The 21,983-nt window shown below is 44.0% G+C and carries 23 protein-coding genes and 1 pseudogene; 12 read left to right on the forward strand and 12 right to left on the reverse strand.

What is annotated here, in order from left to right:
- Nucleotides 1-108: 108 nt before the first annotated feature.
- The 7 genes from D1841_RS06425 to D1841_RS06455 form a co-directional block, all read right to left on the reverse strand.
- Nucleotides 109-1,536, reverse strand: coding sequence for a sensor histidine kinase KdpD (locus tag D1841_RS06425; RefSeq protein WP_160641711.1), 1,428 nt, complete (start codon nucleotides 1,534-1,536; stop codon nucleotides 109-111).
- On the reverse strand, nucleotides 1,526-2,230 hold the full coding sequence (locus D1841_RS06430) for a response regulator transcription factor (protein WP_160641712.1): 705 nt from the start codon (nucleotides 2,228-2,230) through the stop codon (nucleotides 1,526-1,528). The genes D1841_RS06425 and D1841_RS06430 overlap by 11 nt, the downstream gene beginning before the upstream one ends.
- Nucleotides 2,223-2,435, reverse strand: a complete 213-nt coding sequence (locus D1841_RS06435; protein ID WP_160641713.1) for a helix-turn-helix domain-containing protein — start codon at nucleotides 2,433-2,435, stop codon at nucleotides 2,223-2,225. The genes D1841_RS06430 and D1841_RS06435 overlap by 8 nt, the downstream gene beginning before the upstream one ends.
- A 140-nt stretch (nucleotides 2,436-2,575) precedes the next feature.
- Nucleotides 2,576-3,259 carry a DUF2461 domain-containing protein gene (locus D1841_RS06440; RefSeq protein WP_160641714.1) on the reverse strand — a complete coding sequence of 228 codons (684 nt, stop codon included), beginning with the start codon at nucleotides 3,257-3,259 and terminating at the stop codon, nucleotides 2,576-2,578.
- A gap of 13 nt (nucleotides 3,260-3,272) precedes the next feature.
- Nucleotides 3,273-4,118: an RNA polymerase sigma factor gene (locus D1841_RS06445; RefSeq protein WP_160641715.1), complete on the reverse strand. Its 846-nt coding sequence runs from the start codon at nucleotides 4,116-4,118 to the stop codon at nucleotides 3,273-3,275.
- A 191-nt stretch (nucleotides 4,119-4,309) separates the two neighbouring features.
- On the reverse strand, nucleotides 4,310-4,573 hold the full coding sequence (locus D1841_RS06450; protein ID WP_160641747.1) for a zinc ribbon domain-containing protein: 264 nt from the start codon (nucleotides 4,571-4,573) through the stop codon (nucleotides 4,310-4,312).
- 99 nt (nucleotides 4,574-4,672) lie between these two features.
- Nucleotides 4,673-5,569, reverse strand: coding sequence for a YafY family protein (locus D1841_RS06455; RefSeq protein ID WP_160641716.1), 897 nt, complete (start codon nucleotides 5,567-5,569; stop codon nucleotides 4,673-4,675).
- Nucleotides 5,570-5,992: 423 nt separating this feature from the next.
- On the opposite strand from D1841_RS06455, the gene D1841_RS06460 reads away from it, so the two are divergent.
- The 9 genes from D1841_RS06460 (at nucleotide 5,993) to D1841_RS06500 (ending at nucleotide 13,788) form a co-directional block, all read left to right on the forward strand.
- Nucleotides 5,993-6,169: a hypothetical protein gene (locus D1841_RS06460; RefSeq protein WP_160641717.1), complete on the forward strand. Its 177-nt coding sequence runs from the start codon at nucleotides 5,993-5,995 to the stop codon at nucleotides 6,167-6,169.
- Nucleotides 6,170-6,185: 16 nt separating this feature from the next.
- A complete protein-coding gene (locus D1841_RS06465; RefSeq protein WP_160641718.1) occupies nucleotides 6,186-7,859 on the forward strand; it encodes a transposase in 1,674 nt (557 codons plus the stop codon).
- A gap of 484 nt (nucleotides 7,860-8,343) precedes the next feature.
- Nucleotides 8,344-8,697, forward strand: coding sequence for a hypothetical protein (locus tag D1841_RS06470; protein WP_160641719.1), 354 nt, complete (start codon nucleotides 8,344-8,346; stop codon nucleotides 8,695-8,697).
- Between the two features lie 120 nt (nucleotides 8,698-8,817).
- Complete coding sequence (locus D1841_RS06475) at nucleotides 8,818-9,021, forward strand: helix-turn-helix transcriptional regulator (RefSeq protein WP_160579288.1); 204 nt, start codon at nucleotides 8,818-8,820, stop codon at nucleotides 9,019-9,021.
- A gap of 45 nt (nucleotides 9,022-9,066) precedes the next feature.
- The gene (locus tag D1841_RS06480) at nucleotides 9,067-10,638 is read left to right on the forward strand and encodes a class I SAM-dependent DNA methyltransferase (RefSeq protein WP_160579289.1); all 1,572 of its coding nucleotides are present in this window, start codon (nucleotides 9,067-9,069) and stop codon (nucleotides 10,636-10,638) included.
- Complete coding sequence (locus D1841_RS06485; RefSeq protein WP_160579290.1) at nucleotides 10,622-11,779, forward strand: restriction endonuclease subunit S; 1,158 nt, start codon at nucleotides 10,622-10,624, stop codon at nucleotides 11,777-11,779. Before D1841_RS06480 ends, D1841_RS06485 begins: the two co-directional genes overlap by 17 nt.
- Before the next feature lie 33 nt (nucleotides 11,780-11,812).
- Nucleotides 11,813-12,169, forward strand: coding sequence for a hypothetical protein (locus D1841_RS06490; protein WP_160579291.1), 357 nt, complete (start codon nucleotides 11,813-11,815; stop codon nucleotides 12,167-12,169).
- A gap of 104 nt (nucleotides 12,170-12,273) precedes the next feature.
- Entirely contained in the window at nucleotides 12,274-13,254 is a 981-nt protein-coding gene (xerA, locus tag D1841_RS06495) for a site-specific tyrosine recombinase/integron integrase (protein ID WP_160579292.1), read from the forward strand.
- 9 nt (nucleotides 13,255-13,263) lie between these two features.
- Nucleotides 13,264-13,788, forward strand: coding sequence for a restriction endonuclease subunit S (locus D1841_RS06500; protein ID WP_160641720.1), 525 nt, complete (start codon nucleotides 13,264-13,266; stop codon nucleotides 13,786-13,788).
- Here D1841_RS06500 and D1841_RS06505 read toward each other — a convergent pair.
- Entirely contained in the window at nucleotides 13,777-14,382 is a 606-nt protein-coding gene (locus tag D1841_RS06505) for a restriction endonuclease subunit S (RefSeq protein WP_160641721.1), read from the reverse strand. The two genes, D1841_RS06500 and D1841_RS06505, sit on opposite strands and share 12 nt — an antisense overlap.
- A gap of 48 nt (nucleotides 14,383-14,430) precedes the next feature.
- Between D1841_RS06505 and D1841_RS06510 the strand changes: the two genes are divergently transcribed.
- Entirely contained in the window at nucleotides 14,431-15,552 is a 1,122-nt protein-coding gene (locus D1841_RS06510) for a zinc ribbon domain-containing protein (protein WP_160579294.1), read from the forward strand.
- Nucleotides 15,553-15,762: 210 nt separating this feature from the next.
- Nucleotides 15,763-18,909, forward strand: coding sequence for a type I restriction endonuclease subunit R (locus tag D1841_RS06515; RefSeq protein WP_160579295.1), 3,147 nt, complete (start codon nucleotides 15,763-15,765; stop codon nucleotides 18,907-18,909).
- Between the two features lie 159 nt (nucleotides 18,910-19,068).
- Here the strand turns inward: D1841_RS06515 and D1841_RS06520 are convergent, their stop codons facing one another.
- Genes D1841_RS06520 through D1841_RS06530 form a run of 3 tightly spaced genes read right to left on the reverse strand, consistent with a single transcriptional unit; the run spans nucleotide 19,069 to nucleotide 19,851 of the window.
- On the reverse strand, nucleotides 19,069-19,182 hold the full coding sequence (locus tag D1841_RS06520) for an IreB family regulatory phosphoprotein (protein WP_160579296.1): 114 nt from the start codon (nucleotides 19,180-19,182) through the stop codon (nucleotides 19,069-19,071).
- A complete protein-coding gene (locus D1841_RS06525; RefSeq protein WP_160579297.1) occupies nucleotides 19,175-19,636 on the reverse strand; it encodes a YolD-like family protein in 462 nt (153 codons plus the stop codon). Before D1841_RS06525 ends, D1841_RS06520 begins: the two co-directional genes overlap by 8 nt.
- A gap of 17 nt (nucleotides 19,637-19,653) precedes the next feature.
- Nucleotides 19,654-19,851, reverse strand: a complete 198-nt coding sequence (locus D1841_RS06530; protein ID WP_160641722.1) for a hypothetical protein — start codon at nucleotides 19,849-19,851, stop codon at nucleotides 19,654-19,656.
- A 7-nt stretch (nucleotides 19,852-19,858) separates the two neighbouring features.
- Here D1841_RS06530 and D1841_RS06535 point away from each other — a divergent pair.
- Nucleotides 19,859-20,542, forward strand: a pseudogene (locus tag D1841_RS06535) (CHAP domain-containing protein); the annotation flags it as partial.
- A gap of 48 nt (nucleotides 20,543-20,590) precedes the next feature.
- Here the strand turns inward: D1841_RS06535 and D1841_RS06540 are convergent.
- A complete protein-coding gene (locus tag D1841_RS06540; protein WP_160641724.1) occupies nucleotides 20,591-21,982 on the reverse strand; it encodes a sensor histidine kinase KdpD in 1,392 nt (463 codons plus the stop codon).
- Between the last annotated feature and the right edge of the window lies 1 nt (nucleotide 21,983).

The following is a 21,983-nucleotide window of genomic DNA, read 5'->3' on the forward strand; positions in this document are numbered from 1 at the left end:
CTATGCTTAATAGCATAAACCACCCATCTTAGTCTGGACTTTTCCCTATCTTAATTTAATCTTAAGATACCTCTATGTCCAAAAAGCATGGACATGAATAAGGAAACCTTAATTTGCAGCTACTCTATTTTTACATGGAACATGGATGATAAATTCTGTTCCAATACCCAGCTGGCTTTTGACTGTAATCTCACCACCATGAAGTGTTACAATTTGCTCCGCTATGGCAAGCCCCAGTCCGCTTCCTTCTGGCTTTTCTTTTGTATTTGTCCCACGGTAATATCGCTCAAACAGCTTTGATTGTTCTGATTCGCTCAGCCCATTTCCGTTATCACGGACAGATAGCAGAATACTGCCGTTTTTATCCGTGTCAAGTGTAACGCTTACTTTTGTTTCAGCAGGGTTATGGGTGAGAGCGTTCAAAATCAGATTCGTAACGGCGCGCCGAAATAGGGCAGAATCAATATCGGCATACAATTCCGGTACATTACTTTCAAACGCAATATCCCGGTCTGAAAAAGCAGGATCATTGATAATATCAATTACCCATTCTTTGACACAGCGCGTAATACGAATTTTTTGAGGATTGTACGGTATATAGCCGGAATCCAACTGATAAGTCAGTTTTAAATCATTAATCAGGTTTTCGGTATGGTTGATGTTCTTTAGGATAACAGAGGCATATTCCTGTATTGCCTGTTTCTCCTTATCGGAATCGTTGGCCAGCAATTCTGCATAGCCTTTGATCGGGGACAGGGGTGTTTTCAGGTCATGGGTGATATTTGCAATCCATTCCCGGCGCGTTGTTTCTGTTTCTTCGCTTATTTGGTCGGCGCGGTGTATGTCCCTGTCCATTTTGTTCAGGGCACCGTAGATTTCGCTGAACATTCCGTTTTCTTTTAATGGCTGGTAGGTACGGAGGGAGATATTTTTGATGCCCTTTGTAATGCCTGACAATTTCCGTGAGAGCCAAAAACCGTAAACAAGCACGACAATAATAAGGGAGCTTAAAGCAGCAAGAATAATTATTCTTGCTATGGGGGAGAGCCTTGCAACTCTGCCGCCGTTGTAATGTAGCATATACTTTCCTATATCATAAGGAAATCCTATGATATAGCTACAGACTTCATCGGAGCCCTCCAGACTGTTTACAAATACCGTATATCCGTTTTGATAGTCGCTGGAGCTAAGAGCCAGCAGTTCGGAAGCAGAATATTTTAAAGGATACCCGGCAGGTTTGTTATGGGAGAAAATTTCCTGCCCGGATTCATCCACAAACTGGATCCATAAACCATATTCGTCCAGACGGTCAAGTCCGATCTGTTCTATGGAGAGTTCTCCGCCCTCATAGCTTGTCCAGGAAGAAAAATTGTCTGTAAAAGTCTGCGGCCAATGGGCGAGGCTCATCCCTTCCGGTTCCGGGATCGAGAACATATAATAGAACAGGCCGATTGCCGTGATAACACCAATCAATAATGTCATTGACAGGAGCAGGACCATCCGGAAGAACGGGTTGAAATTCTTTTTATTTTTCATAAGGATTTACCAGCTTATAGCCTAAGCCTTTCATTGTGATAAGATATTGCGGTGTGGTAGGGTCGCTTTCCATTTTCTCGCGCAGGTGCCGGATATGGACCATGACCGTATTATCGCAGCCGAAGCTGTCCTCGTTCCAGATCGCTTCATATAAACGCTCGCGGCTGATAACCCGTCCTTTATTTTCCGCTAAGTATTGCAGTATTTCAAATTCCCTGGCAGTCAGTTCCAGGTCCCTGCCGTCTTTGAGCGCCCTGCAGCCATCCGTATCAATCGTCAACGCACCGATTTCTATTGTCTGGTTGCCTGGAGGGTTTCTCTTATATTCCATGCGGCGCAGCTGCGCTTTCACCCTGTAAGCAATTTCTTTGGGGCTGAAAGGCTTGGTAACATAATCGTCGCCGCCCACAGCCAGGCCCAGGATTTTATCTAATTCATCATTTTTGGAGGAAAGGAACAGAATGGGGCAGTGGGAGAACTGCCGGATCTGTTTACATACCTCATAGCCGTCAATATCCGGCAGCATAACATCTAAAATAATGATATCCGGCTGTATTTCTTTGCAGGTGTTTACCGCTTTTATTCCTGTATCAACTTTTATGACGGCAGGAAATCCCTCCATATTCAAAGACTTTCCAAGCAGGTCCAGAATATCCGGCTCGTCGTCCACGACCATAATTTTATATTCATTCATTACAAGTATTCTCCTTGGGGCTGTTTTCTTTGTTTTTTCCGCTTTTTAATCTTCCGTCTGCAGGCTTTTTGGCACTTTTGGGAATCAGCCAGGTGTTTCCCATTTTAACAGCACCGCCGATCCGTCCGGCATTGCAATACTGTAATACCCGCCTGTCCGATATGCCCCATATATCGGCGGCTTCTTTGGTTGTCATGTAATCCATACCGTACCTCTGAAAAAAATATGATATGCTTATTATACTTCGTTTGTCCGAAGAATACAAGTGGAATATGTAAAAGCCCCGATATCCGCATTAAATTGTGGAGTTTCAGGGCTTGTTATGAAACGCAATTTGATTTTTTATCACCTTGCAGGCATCTGAAAGTCTGCAAGAGCCTTATTCAGATAATCGTTAAACGGTTTCATAATGTGAAAAAGATGGGCTGCCTTTGAGAGAAATGCTTCGGCATCCTGCAGCTCTTCATCTTTGAGCGGATATTCCAGATACCAGCTTTTATATTTCAAATATTCTGCCTGTGGATGTTCCTTATCATATCCGGCCGGGACATTTTTAAGTGCAGATCCCTGTACCGAGAAATATTTTTCAAATTCCGGATCATGGATGATGTTTTCAAATTCCCTGCCGTTCCCAACAATATAGTCCCGGACCATTGCCGTTGCATCTTTGAACATATCTGCAAACAGGCCGCCGCCTAAAAAGGACTGGCCGCCGGGCTTTATCATAAGATAATAGCCAACAGGAACCGGCAGCTTTCCCTGTGAGGAAATATGGGCACGGAACGCTGGATGATAAGGCGACTTATCGTGGCTGAACCGGGTATCCCTCACCAGCTTAAAGGTAAGATTTTTTGGTTCATTATGTAGTACGCTGCTGTCAAATTCACCAATCCGGAGGATCAGCGCCCCGACCAATGCTTCAAATTCTGTGTTTGCCGCCTTGTTTTCTGCTTTATGTTCATGGTACCATTCCCGGTTATTGTTTACACTTAAATCGGAAAGGTAATTCAAAATAAGCTGTGTATTCATTTTCCCGTTCCTCCTACGCATTCGTGACAACGGAAAAGGAAGTTCCGTCTAAGAATTTTTGGATAAACTCTTTCAGGCTTGCCGGGGACTGATAGATTTTGCAAAAGGCAAATTCCTGTGAAAGATCATCAATGTTTTCCATAGCCTGTTTTACTTCGAGCATGGTACTTTTGGGGACAGCAGAAGTGAAAGGAAGCTGTGCAGGGTGGATCCTGTGATTTTGGATGGCATAATTGACCCTGTCTGCACAGCGGCACTTTCCGTTTCCATACTCGCCACAGTATTCCTTTAAGAAATCTGCCATTTTTGCACGGATCCTGGAAAGCCGCTTCCGGTAAGCTTCCGGCGTGATCCCCAAAATGTCGCCCGCAATCCGGCTGTCCACTTTGAACATCGTCCCTAATATAAAGATGCACCGGCTTTCAGTATCGAGACACTGCAGCATGACATTCGTGCAGGACAGTTTCAATTCTTCTGCCAAAATAGATTTTTCCACATTCTGCGAAAGATCGGGTACGTCACTGATTTTTCCGTTTTTAATATCATCCCCATAGAATTCAAAGCTAAGGGGATATTTTGCGAACATATGCTTCTGGTAGTTTTTCAGATGGTTCGTGGCAATGCGGAATACCCATGTGGAAAATGTGCTTTCCCCCTTAAAAGAGGACAGGTGCGTCATAATCTTTAACAGAATATCCTGTGTGGCGTCCTCTGCGTCAGGGAAAGTGCCGAGCATTCGCAGGGACAGGTTAAACACCAGGTCCTGTACGCTGAGAATGACAGTTTCCAGAGATTCTTTGTCTCCGGCAGTGGCCTTTCCAATCAAAGTCAACAGTTCTTCGTTCGTTATATTTTTCATGGTTTTTTTACCTCCTATATTTTATTAGACAACGGAAAGGCTGCCGTGTGACAGGGAAAATAAAATTTTTTAAAAGCTTCAAGGGCAGACATTGCCCATGTGAGCGATATCTGCCCTGTTTGGGATGCTTTGTTCCCGACAGTTCTCTGATTGCCTGACAGCGGAAATGGCTGCATTTTAGGCGGCAGCGATTAGTTTCTCCAGCGTTTCAGTGTCGGAAACCATTCAAGCATGGCTTTTCTGGCTTCTTCCTCGCTCATATTGGGATTAGCCGCTGCCATATTCGGTACGCATGCCTCAATCATTTCTTCCATCGTGCCGTTAAAAGTAAACTTACCGTTTTCAAAACAATACTTGCAGTATTCTTCATTTTTACTGCCATCGGCATTTGTTCCGTACAGTTCATTCGTATCTCCCATCGGCATACCACAGCACTGACAAAATTTCTGGTTCATTTCATACATTTTCTTTACCTCTTTCTAATGTGTTTAAAGTTTATGTATAGCCCTATTGCTATGGAATTTAGTATATCACACATATCCTGACACCGTTTGTCAAGTTTTATTTTTGTTATAAATTTCCTGTGCCTGTGCAGCTAAAATACCTTTTAAGTATTGGGGTTCTATGATTTCTACCTGCGCCCCAAATGAAAGCAGATAACCAATCAGCCATGGATCAACAGGTATCCTGGCACAGACGGCCAGATCGCCGTTTCTTTTATATTCAATTTCTGTTTCGTCAAATTCATCATAGACACGGTATGCAATTTCTTTTGAAAACAGAAGGACGACCTGGGGGTATTCCTGCTGCGTGTTATTCCCTTCTTCCGGGTATGGCCTTGGAACAAATGTATTCTCTAATAATTCCAATTTTAATATGCGGTTTAGTTTGAATAGGCGAAAATCCTGCTTTTCCTTGCAGAACGCTTTCAAATACCATTCTTTTGATTTATAAGATATTTTTAATGGCTGGATAATTCGTGTGCTTCTTTTACTGTCTGTGCTTTCATAAACAATCCTGGCTTCTTTGCAATGGATGACTGCTGTTTTTAATAGTTCAAATTTCGAGTTATCATAAGCACGTTTTCCCCAACGTGAAAAATCCACTTCAAGCCAGTCTTTTGTATGAACATGGAAAAGCGCTGATAACTTTGACAGCATTTCTGTTCCGCCAGTATAACCTGTGGCAAATATACTTTGTATTGATGTCAAAACTTCCAGTTTTTCATTTTCAGATAATAACGCCCTGTCCAAAACGAAATCCTGCAATAAGAAGATACCGCCATTTCTTCCCGGCTCTGCATAGATTGGGATGCCTGCGCTGCTTAGGGCATCAATATCTCTGTAAATCGTCCTTACGGATACTTCAAACTTATCTGCTAATTCCGGAGCAGTTGCCCGTCCTTTATCGAGTAAATGATAGACAATCTTGAATAATCTGCTTTCCTGCATGGCCAATCCCTCCTTGCTTTGATCATAGAATACCATCAAAACCCTGACATGAAATGTCAATATTTATTATAATCATTTTTCTGCTTATTATCAACTGGGTCGATATAAAGATTGGTTACTGTTCACTCCCCCCTCTAAATCATTGTGAAAAGTGCTGAAAATTATTTTTTTATTTTGTGTATAATCTCACCCAGGAGGAAAAGTTCTGTGAATGACTTTTCTTCCTGGGCTAAAAAAAACACAATTATCCACATAAACAGTATCCCCAGGCTCTGTCCGGGCCCAAAAACATCCATTCCTAAGTCTTATGCTCTCAGCAAAAAAATAGTTATCCACCGTCAAAATGCCAGTCCCACCGTTTGAGCAGATTCGCTTTTTCCTTTTTTTTCTGCTATACTTTTAGCAGAAAGAGAGGATGAAGATATGAAGCCAGACAAAAACAGGGAGCCGGCCGCCATTTGTGGGGAGCTGGTTGCCGCCTTGGAAGCCCAGGTTGAGAAACAGGACCAGATCATCCGCATACAGGAGGAGACAATCCAGGCACTGACAGAACACAATGAGAAACTGATGGCATTCATTGACAGACTTTCCAGGCACTGAAGCAGGAGGGCAGCTTATGGACCGTTCCTTTTCCCGTATCACATTCCTGGAATACCGCCTTAAAGCAGCCGAAGCAGAAGTGTCGGCTTTTAAGTCTGGGAAAAAATATCAGAAGATCCATGAGGTGCACCGGAAGGAAGTAAAGGCTCTGGAGCAGGAGATCCGGCATCAGAAGGAGGAGACAGCCCAGGCCCGCCGGGACATGGCTGCCGCCCGCAACCACTGGTTTGAAGTCTTTGAGGATCTTCAAAAGGAGCACCGGAAGGAAAAAGCCGCCCTCCAAAAGCAGCTCGCGCAGATGGAAAAGCGGGCACTGAAGGCAGAACATGAGCGTGACGAAGCCCTGGACAAGGTAACACAGCAGCGCCATAAGCTCTATGAAGCAGAGACGCAGCTGGAAGAAGAAAAGGGAAAAAACCTCCGTCTGAAGGCCCAGCTGAACCATGGCCATGAGAATTCCTCCATCCCTTCTTCCAAAACCATCCGCCGCAAAAAGATCACAAACAGCAGGGAGAAGACCGGGAAGAAGCCGGGCGGCCAGCCAGGGCACAAAGGGCACTGCCGCAGGAAGCAGGAACCAACCGCAGTTGTATTCCTGGAACCGCCCCGGGAGATCCTGGATGACCCGGATTTCAGGAAGACATCAAAAACCCTGGTAAAACAGCAGGTTGAAGTCCGCCTGGTGCTGGAAGTCACAGAATACCATGCGGATGTCTACTATAATTCAAAAACAGGTGAAAGGTTCCATGCCCCCTTTCCGGAAGGAGTCACAGACGATGTCAATTATGGCGGGAGCATCAAGGCATTTCTCTTCCTTTTGAACAATGACTGCTGTACCTCCATCGATAAGAGCCGCCGTTTCCTGTCCGACCTGACAGACGGGAAACTAAATATTTCCAAAGGGATGGTAAATAAACTCAGCAGAGAGTTTGCTGCAAAGACAGAAGCGGAGCGGAAGAAAGTCTTTACGCAGCTGCTCCTTTCGCCAGTTCTGCACACAGACTGCACCAACGCGCTGCTAAATGGGAAGAGCGCCTACGTCTTTATCTGTGCGTCCCCAGATGGGAAAGCCCTTTATTTTGCCCGCCAGAAAAAGGGGCATAAAGGTGTGGAGGGGACACCAGTGCAGGATTATGACGGGATCATCGTGCAGGACCATGAGGCGACGTTTTACCAATACGGTTCTGACCACCAGGAATGCCTGGCCCATGTCCTGCGGGCACTCAAAGACAGCATGGAAAACGAACCAGACCGGTCCTGGAACAAGGAGATGCACTCCCATATGCAGGAGATGATCCACTACCGGAACAGCCTGGAAGAGGGGGAGGAATGCGATCCGGAGGTGGTCAGCGGATTTGAAGCGAGATACCGCCAGATCCTGCAGAAAGCAAAAGAAGAATATGAGTATCTCCCGCCAAATAAGTATTATAAAAAGGGGCACAATTTATCTATACGGCTGGAGGAATACATGCACAACCACTTCCTGTTCCTATATGACCAGAGAGTGCCAGCCACCAACAATGAAGCCGAAAGGCTTTTGAGAGGCTATAAAAGAAAACAACAGCAGGCCGTGTCATTCCGGAGTTTTGAAAGCATCGAATCACTCTGTCAGTGCATGAGCATGCTTGTTATGATGCGCGAAGAAGAAAGCGTTAACTTATTTGGCAGAGTATCCCAGATCTTTGGATAAAGAAACCGATGGTTCCGACTAAATATAGTCTATACCATCGGTTTCTTTCGGTCAAGCCGACCTCTGAACTGTAACTAAAGATTGGTCTGGAAGAACAAGAAAATGATGTATATCTTGCATTTCGCTAAAAAATCTGCTATACTGTCCATATCAGTTTCAGTAATTGCTTCACAGCGATTATAGTTTACCGGGTTACACAGTGTCTGAGAGTTTACGCTTTCAGGCACTTTTTTTGTTTCTTATGCTTCTTTCTTTAAGAGGCACAGATTGAGAAAAACGGGGAGATATTCCCTGCCATTTCATTCTGAAAATTTCATATTGGCCCTTGGGCAACAAAAGCACTCAGAGAATAAATTCATTCTTTGGGTGCTTTTTTTATATAGATTTGGAGCCGAAAGGTTCCCCTTACTCTTTGTTCCGGGGGCCTTTGGCTTACCCGTATAGATAAATATTTTACGCAAATATGCAGAAAGGAAATGACAGTATGATTCTTTATTTGAGTGCCAGTACCGATTTGGAAGATCTCGTGATTGACTATATTGAGATTAAATTGGTCACTGGCGAAACAGTATCCCTGAATTGGGACGAGAGCGATATCGAACGGTTAGACAACGGTTTTAATGCCCGTTATAAAGGCGTTTATAGCTGTATAGAGGTTAATTACTCCTTTGATTGTGCTGGGGACATGGTATTTTTATTGTCTGTGTTTAGAAAGGCTGATAGCATTTCTTTCTTCACTGATATTTACGGATTTGATATTACAATCTCCCTCGATTATTATACCCATGCTGTGTATAACAAAGGGAGGCTTGTTCGTCCGATTGATTTGGAAGATTAAGACCAGCCCAAAGTAAGAAAAATTATTGCCTAAAAAGGGCGAAATACTGCCCGTAAGGTTGTTGATTCGACTGCAATGTGCTATAATAAAGCCATGTCGATAACTGAAGGAGAGACGAAAATGGCTGTTAGCTATAAGAAACTCTGGCATATCCTGTTGGATAGGGATATGAAGAAGAAAGACTTAGCGGAGCTTGCAGGGCTGACTTCCTACACGATAAAGAAGCTCAGCAGAGATGAAGCTGTTTCTACGGAGGTTGTTGGTAAGATTTGTACTGCGCTGGATTGCCGGGCAGATGATATTATGGAGTTTCATCAAGATTGATAGATGGTAGTAAGGCGATATAAAACCTAAGTGGAGGTATTGGACATGGCAAGGGCAGCAAAACCCAAAAAAGAAGTCAGTATGGAGGAAGCGCTCTGGAAGTCGGCTGATAAACTCCGAGGTTCTGTAGAACCTGCGGAGTATAAGCATGTCGTTCTGAGTTTGTTTTTCCTAAAGTTTGCGAGTGATAAATTTGAGACTCAGAGGGAAAAAATCAAAGCGGCAGGGCAGGAGAAGTTCATTGAAATGGTGGACTTCTATACAAAGGATAATGTGTTTTATCTCCCCCCTGAGTGCCGTTGGGATTATATCATGGAAAATGCTAAACAAGATGATATAGCCCTCAAAATTGACACTGCTCTCTATACTATAGAAAAGTCTAACCCTTCTCTTAAAGGAGCCTTGCCGGATAACTATTACTCACGCCTTCATTTGGACACAGCAAAGCTGGCGTCGCTCCTTGATGAGATTAACAGGATTAACACCAGCGATGAGGAAAACGACATCATTGGTCGTGTTTATGAATACTTCCTCGGAAAGTTTGCTCTTGCGGAGGGGAAAGGCAAGGGCGAGTTCTATACGCCTAAATGTATTGTCAATCTGATTGCTGAAATGATTGAGCCATACGAGGGGATTCTGTATGACCCTTGTTGTGGCTCTGGCGGAATGTTTGTGCAGTCCATTAAGTTCGTGGAAGCGCATCGGGGAAATAAGCGGAATGTTTCCATCTATGGACAGGAATACACCAGCACTACATTCAAGCTGGCAAAAATGAATCTTGCGATTCGTGGTATCTCAGCCAATTTAGGTGAGCAGGCAGCAAACACCTTTACAAATGACCAGCACAAGGATTTGAAAGCAGACTTCATTATGGCGAACCCACCTTTTAATCAGAAAGAATGGCGAGGCGAAGATGAGTTGACCGGCGATCCACGCTGGCGGGGATATGAGGTGCCACCAACAAGTAACGCCAACTATGGTTGGATTCTGAACATCGTTTCTAAGCTATCGCAAAATGGTGTGGCGGGTTTTCTGCTCGCTAACGGAGCGCTGTCTGATGATGGTACAGAGCTGAAAATCAGACAGCAACTTATCGAGAACAATCTTGTAGAAGCTATTGTCATTCTTCCTCGCAGCCTGTTTTATACCACTGACATTAGCGTTACCCTCTGGATTCTCAATAAAAATAAGAAGGCACGAGTGGTTGAGCAGAACGGGCAAGTCAAGCGTTATCGGAACCGAGAGCGTGAAATCCTCTTTATGGACTTGCGGCAGATGGGAAGCCCGTATGAAAAGAAGTATATTGAGCTGACAGAAGAGGATCGGGCAAAAGTAACAGCAACTTATCATAACTGGCAGCAAGTTGGGTACGAAGAGACCTATCAGGACATACCGGAATTTTGCTATTCTGCCTCCTTTGATGAGGTTAAGAAAAAGGGATTTACCCTTGTTCCAAGCCGGTACATAGAGTTCATAAACCGAGACGAGAACATTGATTTTGACACGAAGATGAAAGCTCTGCAAGGAGAACTGAAAGACTTGCTCATTCAGGAAGAGAAGTCAAAGGCAGATCTATTGGCGGTGTTTAAGGAGCTGGGGTATGAAATTGAATTATAAGCGACTTGGACAGTATATTCGAGCAGTCGATGTTAGAAATAGTGATGGGAAGGAAGATAACCTTCTTGGTGTTTCAGTTCAAAAGGTCTTTATGCCATCAATCGCAAATACCGTAGGTACTGATTTCACAAAGTACAAGGTAGTGAAGCGGGGGCAGTTTACTTACATTCCTGATACCTCTCGGAGAGGGGACAAAATAGGGATTGCTCTCCTTGAGGATTATGAAGAGGGGCTTGTAAGCAATGTATATACCGTTTTTGAGATTATAGATGAGAAGCAACTCATACCCCAATATCTCATGCTTTGGTTTTCCAGACCTGAGTTTGACCGTTATGCAAGGTTCAAGTCGCATGGAAGTGTAAGAGAGGTGTTTGACTGGGACGAATTGTGCAAGGTGGAGTTGCCTGTTCCTCCCTATGAGGAACAGCTTGAGATAGTTAATAGCTATCGTGCAATCACAGAGCGAATAGCTCTAAAGAAATGGATAAATGATAATTTAACTGAGACAGTTCAGGCAATATATAGGTCAATGTTTTTAGACGCAAAATATCAGTTCGAGCATAAGCCGCTTTCGGAATTGTGCAGTAAAATAGGTAGTGGAGCAACACCAAAAGGGGGAAAAACGGCTTACTGTGATACTGGAATAACGCTTATTCGTAGTACAAATGTTGTAGACTATGGCTTTATTTATGATGGGCTGGCGCACATAACGAATGAACAGGCGGACGCTTTATCAAATGTGGTTGTTAATTCTGGCGATGTCTTATTCAACATAACTGGCGTGTCTGTTGCACGATGTTGCATGGTTCCCGATGATGTGATTCCAGCAAGAGTCAACCAGCATGTAATGATTATCCGTCCCGTAATGGGCAAAGATATGAGTTACTATATCATGGCTACGCTCTGCCATTCAGAAAACAAATCAAAATTGCTTGGCATAGCGCAGTCTGGTTCAACTCGTGAAGCTATCAATAAACAAGAGATGGAGCAGTTCACTATCCCTGTTCCTTTTGAAACTGCCGTCCATGAGTTCGGCAGAAAAGTTGAGACTTTATTTACAAACATATCGACAAACATCAATGAAATCAGGCAACTACTTGATATGCAGAGACTTTTGCTATCTCGGCTCTCAAGCCGCTAAATTATCATTTATCGAAGGGAGGAACTCTCGTTGTTGGAAAAGGCAAAGCAGAAGTTTGACTCCATGAAGGAGGAAAGGACTAAGAAGAAGGCAGAGAAGAAACGAATGCGGCTTGAAGCTGAGGCAGAGGAGCTTCGCATTATGCAGGAACGGCTTGCTCAGGAGAGAGAAGCCCTTGAGATGGAGAAGAACCGCCTGCTTCAGCTTGACGATAAGGCTCTCATGGTGGAGTTGATATTTGCTGTTCGTGGGTTTCATGAAGAGTTTACCACAATAAAAGATAGGCAGAACGAATTAGAAAATGACCTTGCTGATCTGAACTCTCGTTTAGATTCGCTGGCAGATGATATAGAATCACTGGAATCAAAGGTCTACAGTAGTGGGGACTGATAGCCTTGCTGCGTATGTGTCCGGCATAAACTTCCACCAACGGCGGAAGAAAATCTGAGGGACTGCCGTTGCCTGTCGTTCTCTACAATAAAGGAGATACGACAATGAAAGAGGTTCTGATTACTGAGATAGAGCAGCGTATGTTGCCGTTTCTGAACAATGAGCAGTTAGCGCACCTACAAGATGCACTTGAGTATGTGCTTCATGGCTATGAGATATGTAAGGAGCAGGGGAACAAACAGAAACCGGTTGATGCTGTCAAAGCATTTCTTTCAGCAAAGCGAGTGGAGGGGTGTTCCGAAAAGACCCTGAAATACTACCAGAGTACGATAGAATCTATGATAGCGGGGATTGGAAAGCCGCCACAGCAGATTATGACGGACGAAATAAGGCGGTATCTCACAGACTATCAGACCGAAAGAAACTCAAGCAAAGTTACTATAGACAATATCCGGCGTATCCTTTCGAGCTTCTTTTCGTGGCTGGAGGACGAGGACTACATCGTGAAAAGTCCGGTCAGGCGTATTCATAAGGTCAAGACCGGAAAGGTCGTCAAAGAGGTTTACTCAGATGAGGCGCTGGAACTGATGCGGGATAGTTGCACAACAATTCGAGATCTGGCGCTGATAGATCTTCTGGCTTCATCTGGAATGCGTGTAGGTGAATTGGTAGCGCTAAACCGAGATGACATCAACTTCAACGAGCGGGAATGCGTTGTTTTCGGCAAGGGAGATAAGGAGCGTTTGGTCTACTTTGATGCCAGAACAAAGATACACCTGCAAAATTACCTTGATAGCCGATCTGACGACAATCCTGCGCTCTTTGTTTCACTGTCCATACCACATAAACGCTTGATGATTAGCGGGGTTGAAACGAGGCTTCGAGAGATGGGTAGGCGGCTGAATATATCAAAGGTTCATCCGCACAAGTTTCGGCGCACTTTGGCGACAACCGCTATTGATAAGGGAATGCCTATTGAGCAGGTGCAGCAGCTCTTGGGACACCAGAAGATTGACACCACCATGCACTATGCAATGGTGAAACAGCAGAATGTGAAATCAGCCCACAGGAAATACATTGGATGAGGTGAAATCGTGTACTCAAATTATGAACCGCTGGGAAGAAATATCCGCTTGGTTGATATTCGTAATAAGAATAACATTACCGAGCGGGTGCTTGGAATAAACATTGATAAGTTTTTTATGCCCTCTGTGGCAAATGTGATTGGGACAGATCTAAGCAAGTACAAGCTCTTGAAGAAGGGCTTATTTGCTTGTAATCCCATGCATGTGGGGCGTGATGAGAGACTCCCTGTTGCACTTTATGATGAGAACGAGCCGGGACTTGTCTCTCCAGCGTATTTCATGTTCGAGGTCATGGACGAGGAACATCTCATACCGGAATACCTGATGATGTGGTTTCGGCGTCCAGAGTTTGATAGGCAGTGCTGGCTTAGAACCGATGGCAGTGTGCGTGGTGGTATAACATGGGAGGATTTATGCCGCATGGAGCTTCCTGTGCCGGAGATCGGCATACAAAGGAAAGCTGTGAAAGCATTTCAAACGGTTACAGACCGGATAGAGTTGAAACGCAAGATAAATGATAATTTAGTGGCGTGAGAGCATGGCAACCATAGTGTCTCTAATCTCATTGAGCTTTGATATTTCTGCTTCGTTACACTCAATGGCAGCAAGAAAAGGAATAACCGTGTTGTTAAACGCTACAAGGGTATGCTTGTCGGGGATAGAAAGCTCATATTCCCCTAAAAGTGGTGGATTAGCTTGGGGCTGAGCAGAGCCGCCAGCATTGGTTTGGACAAATTTGAGAAACTCAGCAGAAGTAATCGTCAGGCCCAAGTAGTATTTGTATTCATTATCCAGAGGTCTTATTCTTACAAGAAATGATGCGAATACCGAATCAGGTATTTTTTTACCCATCATCTTGGAATAACCGACGGTAGCACCGGTACGGGCGACTACAACATCACCTTCTGAGAGAACATATTTACTATAATTCTCTTTGCTGATTGGACAATATGGTACGTTGGTCCAGTCAATATAGTTTTGAGCGATGTCTGTAATGCGTAAAAACTTAGGGCCAACAGGTTCGGCTGTGGCTGTTTCGGTATAGCCATACTGCATAATAGAGTAATCTTTTAACTTGCCTGTAGTCGAAGTCTTATTTGCAGTAAATGCCCTTACATACGCTCTCATCTGAGCTTCTAAATTATCATTTTCCATTGTGAAGGAGGGGAAAACGGAATGAGTTTGATACTATGCCCAGAGTGTGGGACAAAAATCTCAGATAAAGCTACGAGTTGCCCGCACTGTGGCTTTGTGAGTGCTGATCCCTCCCGTCCTATAAGTGAACAGGATACTTACGAAATGGTGCCTGCTTTCGGATATGACATAGAAGAATGGAAACCCAACAGAGGACAGCTTAGTATTATGTCTGTCGAGGACAATAAAACTCTTGTCCAATTCTTTGGCAGTTGGCAGAATATTCAACTTAGAGTACCTGCGATTGCAAAGGTAATAAAGTCGATGGCACACAAAGATAATATTCTTGTTGCGGATATGGATTCATATATCAAGGACTTGATAGATAAGGGCATTTACAGGTTTACAATAGACAAAAAGGGAAAGATCCTCCCTACAATTCGTGACTCTGGAGGAATTGTAAAGCAGGTTAGGTTAAAGGAAATGAGCTTCTCTCCAGAATTGGCAGGCTCGCTGAACAATCTAACTACCCATGCGGCGATGGCACAGATTCTTGACGAGATTGAGTATGTTGGAGACGCAATTCGTGGAATACATATCGAACTGCAAAATGATAGGATTGCATTGGCTGAAAGCACAAGGGACAAGCTCTTGCTGGCAGCAAAGATTCAGGACACAACGCTGCGTCAGGTCGCTGTTCTAAATGCTGTGGCATCGGCAACAGATGCAAAGCGTGTTTTAATGAGGAACTTTTCTGAGAATCTCCATTTTATTGAAGAGAACTCAGATAAGTCAGATTTGAAGCTACTAACAGAGGGGAAAAAGGGCAGAGATATACCACGAAAAGCCGAAGATGCTTTTCAGGCACTTGTGGCAATTATCAACTCGGTGCAGGCAGAATGTGAAGGGTACGCTATGCTTGGAGAATTTGAGTCAAGCAAGGAGAGCCTTTTGCAGTTTAAGTCCTTCATAATTGAAAATAAGCTGGACGATAAGGATACGCTTTTACTGCTAAATGAGAACACACCTCAAAGAAAAATGCCGGTGGTTGACGAGTTCATGCAGATATCCAAAAGGATTACCAGTTTTGACGCTGATACGCAGTTGAATGGTCGTAATATTCTTATGATAACGGAGGGCAGTGAAGATGAAGGTGATGAATAGAAAGTTTATCGAAAAAAATGAGAACACCTGCAAAAAGTGCGGAGAGCCTTTAAGGAGTACGAACAGGCGGGGAATCTGCGATAGCTGCCGGAGAAAACGGACAAAAGCGATAAGAGAAACATTAGGAGCGAGTTTCGTAATCGCTCTTGCCGTAATTCCAGGGGTAAAACACCTTGGTGGGAAAAAATAGTTTTTTCGGAGATGAACACAATGCCGAACTTCAATGAACACGCCTTAGAAATGTCCATCATGCAACTCTTTCAGGATGAGGGCTATACATATCTGAGCGGTGAAAAGCTCCACAGGGAACGGAGCGAGGTCTTGCTGACTGAGGACATTCGCAGCTTTCTCCTGAACCGGTATGTGGAAGAAGGGCTTACTCCGAGCGAGGTTGAGAACATCATTCTTATGCTGAAAAGTGTTTCAGGGACTCTCTATGAAGCCAACAAAACTTTTATGAAGATGCTATGTGATGGATTTATCTTTAACAGAGAGGACAGAACGCAAAAGGACATTTTTATTGAGCTGGTTGATTTCAACGAGCCAGACAAAAACACTTTCAAGATTATCAATCAGATGGAGATTGATGGTATCAACAATCAGAAGCGAATACCCGATGGTGTAGTCTACGTAAATGGGCTACCTTTGGTGGTTTTTGAGTTCAAAAGCGCTGTTAAGGAGAATACCACTATCTCAGATGCCTATACTCAGCTCACTGTCCGGTATCGCAGGGATATACCGGAGCTTTTCAAGTACAATGCCTTTGTTGTGATCAGTGATGGTGCTAATAATAAATACGGCTCCTTCTTCTCTCCCTATGATTTCTTCTATGCATGGAGAAAAGTCAACCCAGACGATAGGGAGTTGGACGGGATCGATTCTCTTGTCACGATGGTTCAGGGGCTTTTCCGAACAGATAGGCTTCTTGCGGTTATTAAGGACTTTATATACTTCCCTGATTCCTCTGACAAAGACTTGAAGATTGTTTGTCGTTATCCACAATATTTCGCAGCATCTAAGCTCTTTGACAATATCAAGCTCCATCAGCGTCCAGAAGGGGACGGAAAAGGAGGCACATACTTCGGCGCTACTGGTTGCGGAAAAAGCTATACCATGCTTTTCCTGACCCGTATGCTCATGAAGAGTACATACTTTCATAGTCCTACTATTCTTGTGATTACCGACCGAACCGACCTTGATGACCAGCTCTCTAAGTTGTTTGTTGGCTCCAAGAAGTACATTGGAGATGATACTGTTATAAGCATTGATTCTCGTGAGACGCTTCGCAGGGAGCTTCAGGGGAGAGAAAGCGGAGGCGTTTACCTCACAACAATTCAGAAGTTTACTGAGGATTTAGATCTTCTTACCGACAGGGAAAATGTTATCTGCATTTCTGATGAAGCACATCGGAGCCAGATTAACCTTGACCAGAAAGTGAGAGTGACTGAGGACGGAGTGAGCCGCACCTATGGGTTCGCAAAGTATCTCCACGATTCTCTTCCTAACGCTACCTATGTCGGATTTACCGGAACGCCAATAGATGCCACCATTGAAGTGTTTGGAGCGGTTGTGGACGCATATACCATGACTGAGGCTGTGCAGGACGGAATTACTGTAAATCTCGTTTATGATGGTCGTGCTGCAAGGGTGCTGCTCGATCAGGACAAGGTTCGGGAGATTGAGGAATACTACGACAAGTGCGAAGCGGAGGGCGCAAATGAATATCAGATCGAGGAAAGCCAAAAAGCGGTCGCACACCTTGATATGATTATCGGAGACCCAGATAGACTTCGTGCTGTTGCAGAGGACTTTATAACCCACTATGAAACAAGGGTGGCTGAGGGTGCGACTGTTGCCGGAAAAGCCATGTTCGTTTGTTCAAATCGCACGATTGCTTATCAATTCTACAAAATCGTTACTGAGCTGAGACCGGAATGGACGGAAAGAAAAGTCTGTCCCGATGGTGTAGCTCTGCCAGAAGAGGACAAAAGAGAGTTGAAACCTATCGAGAAGATAAAGATGGTAATGACTCGGAACAAGGACGATGAAGAAGCCCTATATAATATGTTGGGAACAAAGGACGATAGAAAGGAACTCGACCGGCAATTCAAGAATGAAAAGTCTAATTTCAAAATTGCTATCGTAGTGGATATGTGGCTGACGGGCTTCGATGTTCCGGCGCTGGATACGATTTACATTGACAAGCCGATCCAGCAACATACACTTATCCAGACAATCTCCAGAGTGAATAGGGTCTGTGAGGGCAAGGAGAAGGGATTGGTCGTTGATTATATCGGCATAAAGAAAAATATGAACCTTGCCTTGAAGAAGTACACAAACTTTGAGGCTGACGAGTTTGAGGGGATAGAACAATCTGTCACGATTGTAAAAGATCAACTTGAAGTCCTGAGCAGTATATTCTACAAGTTCAACAGTAGCCGATTCTTTGAGGGAACGCCAAAGGAACAGCTTGAGTGTTTGAACAAAGCGGTGGAGTTTGTTCAGCTTTCCGAAGAGATGGAGACTCGCTTTATGGCGGCTGTCAAGCGCATGAAACAAGCCTTCAACCTGTGCAGTTCCAGTGACGCTATATCAGATGAGGAGAGGAACTATATCCACTTCTATTGTGCTGTCCGATCTGTCCTATTTAAGCTGACGAAAGGAGAAGCACCGGATATTTCTCAGATGAACGCTCGTGTTCGTGAGCTACTGGAAGGAGCTATTCAGTCAGATGGGATTGAGGAACTCTTTGAAACAGGAAAGCATATCTCTGTTGACATTTTCAGTGATGAATATATGGACAAAATCAATGCGATTCAGCTTCCTAATACTAAGGTAAAGCTTTTACAGCGTTTGCTTTCTCAGGCGATTAACGAATACAAGAAGGTAAATAAGATAAAGGGTATTGAGTTTGGAGATCGGCTAAGAAGAGTGGTCGATGAGTACAATAATCGCAGGCGTGATGAAGCGTATGCAAACGAAGTTCTTGATGATGTTGCAGAGCAGCTCGCAAAGCTCCTTGAGGAACTAAAAGCCGATAAGAACTCTTTTGAGGAGATGGGGATTTCTTACGAGGAAAAGGCGTTCTATGATATTCTCAAGGCAGTAGCCAAAAAGTATGAGTTTGACAATGAGTACGATGATGAAAAGATGCGGGAGCTGGCAAGGCGAGTAAAGGCGGTTGTAGATGATAAGACCAAGTACACAGATTGCTTTGTGAAAGATGACATCAAAGCGAGCATGAAAGTGGATTTGATTCTACTGCTTGACGAGTTCGGATATCCACCTGTGACAATGGACGATGTATATAAAGAAGTTTTGGAGCAGGCAGAAAACTTCAAGAAATACGCAGAGTAAGGGATACTCAAGTAGACATTCTACAAGAAGAGCCAACATGGGGAGTTGACCCTCATGTTGGCTCTTTGTATTTCAACTTCTAAGTGTGCGGATAAGGTCTTTCAGAAAAGCCTGATCCAAACTCGATATGAGCTGTCTTGCGTTACCCTTGCGGGTGATTTAGGAGGGGTCTCCGTCCTGCAAATATCCGCACAGTTGACTGTATGGATCGTAGCCAGCCTCTTTGATGGATTCCACTATGGAATCGAAAACTTCCTTTGGATTTTCAATCATGGCTTACCGTCTCTCCCTCCGAAAAGTCAAGACTGCAAAAAAGTCTGCCGGATAAGTCAACTATATCGTCAAGAGGTATCTCAGCACCAGACTCCATGATGAGAATACGCTCATACGGTTGTATTTTTCTAATGACTCCTTTGGTCTCGATATAAGAGCCGCCAGCTTTTTTCCCGTCCTCTACAAAATGCAGAATTGTCACAACAGGGTGTTTGCTCAAATTGTTTTGCAACAGATTGAGTTTAGCGTTTAGCGCTTCAATCTCATCTTCTGTCAGGTCTTTTCTTGTGTCGGTTACTCTTGCCGATTCAGCAACAAGACTGTCATAACCGGTGAGGGCTGCAAAAGGTGAGAACTGTGCTGCTCGATTGAGTCGAGACATCTGAGGGCGCTTTTGTGACACATGATGCTCATGGTCTATGATGTCTCCATATTCCGTTCTACCATCACTCATAATGTATCACACCTTTCTTACGCCTTGTGACCGCCAATCTGCTTGTTGCGCTCCATAGCGGTTGCCCCTTCGTGCATATTCAGCCCTTTTATAATGGCGTTTTTCCCGAACTTGTCTCTGATGCCTATGAGTGCTTTTTGAATCTTCAACTCTCGTTCCTGTTCTTCTTTTTCAGCCGCTCTTTGCTGTTCCAAAGCGGCATAATCAGTAAACAAGTCGAGTTGCCTGATCGGGTTATTGCTTGGCTCTGTGTTCGGGATATTCTTTTCAGGCGAGGACAGCGGAACAGGTATGAGTATGCAGACGGTGGTACAGGAAATCAACACAGAGTATGATACCAAGCTGCAAGCTGAAAAAGACGCTGTGACCTATGATGTGCTTGAAATGAGCGGAAGCCGAGCCGTGTGGAAAGATGTGCTTGCTGAATTGCTGAGAGATGAGAATAATTCCCTTTGGTCACAGGTACTTTACGGAATTACGGGCGGAGATGGAGAGATTGTAACCGTTGCACTCTCTCAGGTCGGCAATGTCGGCGGTGAGCCTTATTGGTCGTGGTACGGCTTTAACTCCCGTGTAGAGTGGTGCGCTTGTTTCGTGAGCTGGTGTGCTAATGAGTGCGGATATATTGATACTGGGGTTATCCCGAAATTTGCAGGCTGTGTCAACGGCGTTCAATGGTTTAAGGACAGAGGACAATGGCTTGACGGATCTGCCGAACCTGTTCCCGGTATGATTATTTTCTTTGATTGGGACAGCGACGGAGAATCCGATCATGTGGGTATCGTTGAGAAAATCGAGAACGGTATCGTTTACACCGTGGAGGGTAATTCCGGCGATAGCTGTCGAATCAATCAGTATTCTGTGGGACATTATCAGATACTCGGCTATGGTGCGCCACAGTATTAGCCTAAAAAAGAGGAAACAAAGGACAATTTCTCTGTTTCCTCTTTTATTTTACATAGCCATCGGCAAACTTAGGTCAACTTCAAAGCCACCGTATTCACTATGCTTTATCAACATTTTTCCGCTGTGTGCAAATACGATTTGTTTGACAATGAGCAAGCCTAAGCCGTGCCGTTGTTCAGAGGTGTTTTCGTCGCAAACCATATAATGCGGAGAATGATTGAGTTTTCCAATTTGTTCATCCGTAGCACCGATACCGTCATCGGCAACAACGACAGTACAAATATTATCTTCAGCTATAACACGAACAAAGATACGACAGCCTTGCTCGTTATGATTTATGCTGTTTTGAATGAGATTGCTTACTGCTCGTTTAATTAAGTCTTTATCTATACATACAGGGCAGGAGGTTAAGGTTTCGTCCGTTTCCCATACGATCGTGTACTTTTCATCAATATTCATATTGATGAAATCGACCACTACCTGACGGATAACAGCAATTAGATTTTGCTTTTTAGGGTTAATTGGCTGCATATTATATTCCAATTTGGAGGCAAGATTCAAGTCGTTAATCAGGTTTCTCATTCTCTCACTTTGCCGTACAATAACCGTGGCTTTTTTGCGGTTATCTTCTGATAGCTGCATATCGCTTTCTAACTGTCCGGCATACCCCATTACCATTGATAGCGGTGTGCGTATATCGTGAGATACCCCTGCAATCCAATTTGCTCTTGCGGTTTCTTTTTTTCGGAGCTGTCTGCTTTGCGTTTGCAAAATATCTGAGGTCTTGTTAATGTTTACCGCAAGCTCGGATAAAAGTCCTTTTTCTCGGAGATGGACTTCTTCGTTCGTAGACAAAGCCTGTATTCCGCTGACTATCGGTTTCACGGATTTTAACAGCTTAGAATTGGCAATTACATAGATTATAAAAATTAAGGTTATATTGATTGCTAAAACAGAAAGAACTGTTTTAGGCAAGTTGGCGATTAAATTATAATCCCAACTCGGCCACATATGTTTCCAAAAACTGTCTTTCGGATAACCGAGAACCACAAGCCCGTTTTCTGCCTCTCCTGTAAATGTGGGATACCCGTCAATATAGCCACGGGTAAGGCTCGCTATATCTGAAACGGTATATGACATAGGTACAGTTTCGGGAAGATTATCCGTCTGCCATACAACTTTCATTGTTGCGTTATCAATAAAAATTGCCCATGCATTCGTATTTTGAAGTTCACTCGCTGCTTCTTCGGTCAAAACATATCCATTACTGTCCTGTGACAGATTATCTGCAACCTCTTGTGCAGTTGTCCATGGAGAACCGTTTGGCGATTGATTTAGCGTATATATCACCAATAGAGTGAAGTTTAGAATAATGAGCAGCACCGAGGACAAGAGCATAATACCGACAAAGCGCCGGATTAGTTTTGGCACGCTTTTCATA

Source organism: Neglectibacter sp. X4, from assembly GCF_009917365.1.
Taxonomy (GTDB): Bacteria; Bacillota; Clostridia; order Oscillospirales; family Acutalibacteraceae; genus Acutalibacter.

Excerpts from the sequence above, each read along its gene's own strand:
- D1841_RS06425 (WP_160641711.1), bottom strand. The coding sequence starts at position 1,536 with ATGAAAAATAAAAAGAATTTCAACCCGTTCTTCCGGATGGTCCTGCTC.
- D1841_RS06430 (WP_160641712.1), bottom strand. The coding sequence starts at position 2,230 with ATGAATGAATATAAAATTATGGTCGTGGACGACGAGCCGGATATTCTG.
- D1841_RS06435 (WP_160641713.1), bottom strand. The coding sequence starts at position 2,435 with ATGGATTACATGACAACCAAAGAAGCCGCCGATATATGGGGCATATCG.
- D1841_RS06440 (WP_160641714.1), bottom strand. The coding sequence starts at position 3,259 with ATGAATACACAGCTTATTTTGAATTACCTTTCCGATTTAAGTGTAAAC.
- D1841_RS06445 (WP_160641715.1), bottom strand. The coding sequence starts at position 4,118 with ATGAAAAATATAACGAACGAAGAACTGTTGACTTTGATTGGAAAGGCC.
- D1841_RS06450 (WP_160641747.1), bottom strand. The coding sequence starts at position 4,573 with ATGAACCAGAAATTTTGTCAGTGCTGTGGTATGCCGATGGGAGATACG.
- D1841_RS06455 (WP_160641716.1), bottom strand. The coding sequence starts at position 5,569 with ATGCAGGAAAGCAGATTATTCAAGATTGTCTATCATTTACTCGATAAA.
- D1841_RS06460 (WP_160641717.1), top strand. The coding sequence starts at position 5,993 with ATGAAGCCAGACAAAAACAGGGAGCCGGCCGCCATTTGTGGGGAGCTG.
- D1841_RS06465 (WP_160641718.1), top strand. The coding sequence starts at position 6,186 with ATGGACCGTTCCTTTTCCCGTATCACATTCCTGGAATACCGCCTTAAA.
- D1841_RS06470 (WP_160641719.1), top strand. The coding sequence starts at position 8,344 with ATGATTCTTTATTTGAGTGCCAGTACCGATTTGGAAGATCTCGTGATT.
- D1841_RS06475 (WP_160579288.1), top strand. The coding sequence starts at position 8,818 with ATGGCTGTTAGCTATAAGAAACTCTGGCATATCCTGTTGGATAGGGAT.
- D1841_RS06480 (WP_160579289.1), top strand. The coding sequence starts at position 9,067 with ATGGCAAGGGCAGCAAAACCCAAAAAAGAAGTCAGTATGGAGGAAGCG.
- D1841_RS06485 (WP_160579290.1), top strand. The coding sequence starts at position 10,622 with ATGAAATTGAATTATAAGCGACTTGGACAGTATATTCGAGCAGTCGAT.
- xerA (WP_160579292.1), top strand. The coding sequence starts at position 12,274 with ATGAAAGAGGTTCTGATTACTGAGATAGAGCAGCGTATGTTGCCGTTT.
- D1841_RS06505 (WP_160641721.1), bottom strand. The coding sequence starts at position 14,382 with ATGAGAGCGTATGTAAGGGCATTTACTGCAAATAAGACTTCGACTACA.
- D1841_RS06510 (WP_160579294.1), top strand. The coding sequence starts at position 14,431 with ATGAGTTTGATACTATGCCCAGAGTGTGGGACAAAAATCTCAGATAAA.
- D1841_RS06515 (WP_160579295.1), top strand. The coding sequence starts at position 15,763 with ATGCCGAACTTCAATGAACACGCCTTAGAAATGTCCATCATGCAACTC.
- D1841_RS06520 (WP_160579296.1), bottom strand. The coding sequence starts at position 19,182 with ATGATTGAAAATCCAAAGGAAGTTTTCGATTCCATAGTGGAATCCATC.
- D1841_RS06525 (WP_160579297.1), bottom strand. The coding sequence starts at position 19,636 with ATGAGTGATGGTAGAACGGAATATGGAGACATCATAGACCATGAGCAT.
- D1841_RS06540 (WP_160641724.1), bottom strand. The coding sequence starts at position 21,982 with ATGAAAAGCGTGCCAAAACTAATCCGGCGCTTTGTCGGTATTATGCTC.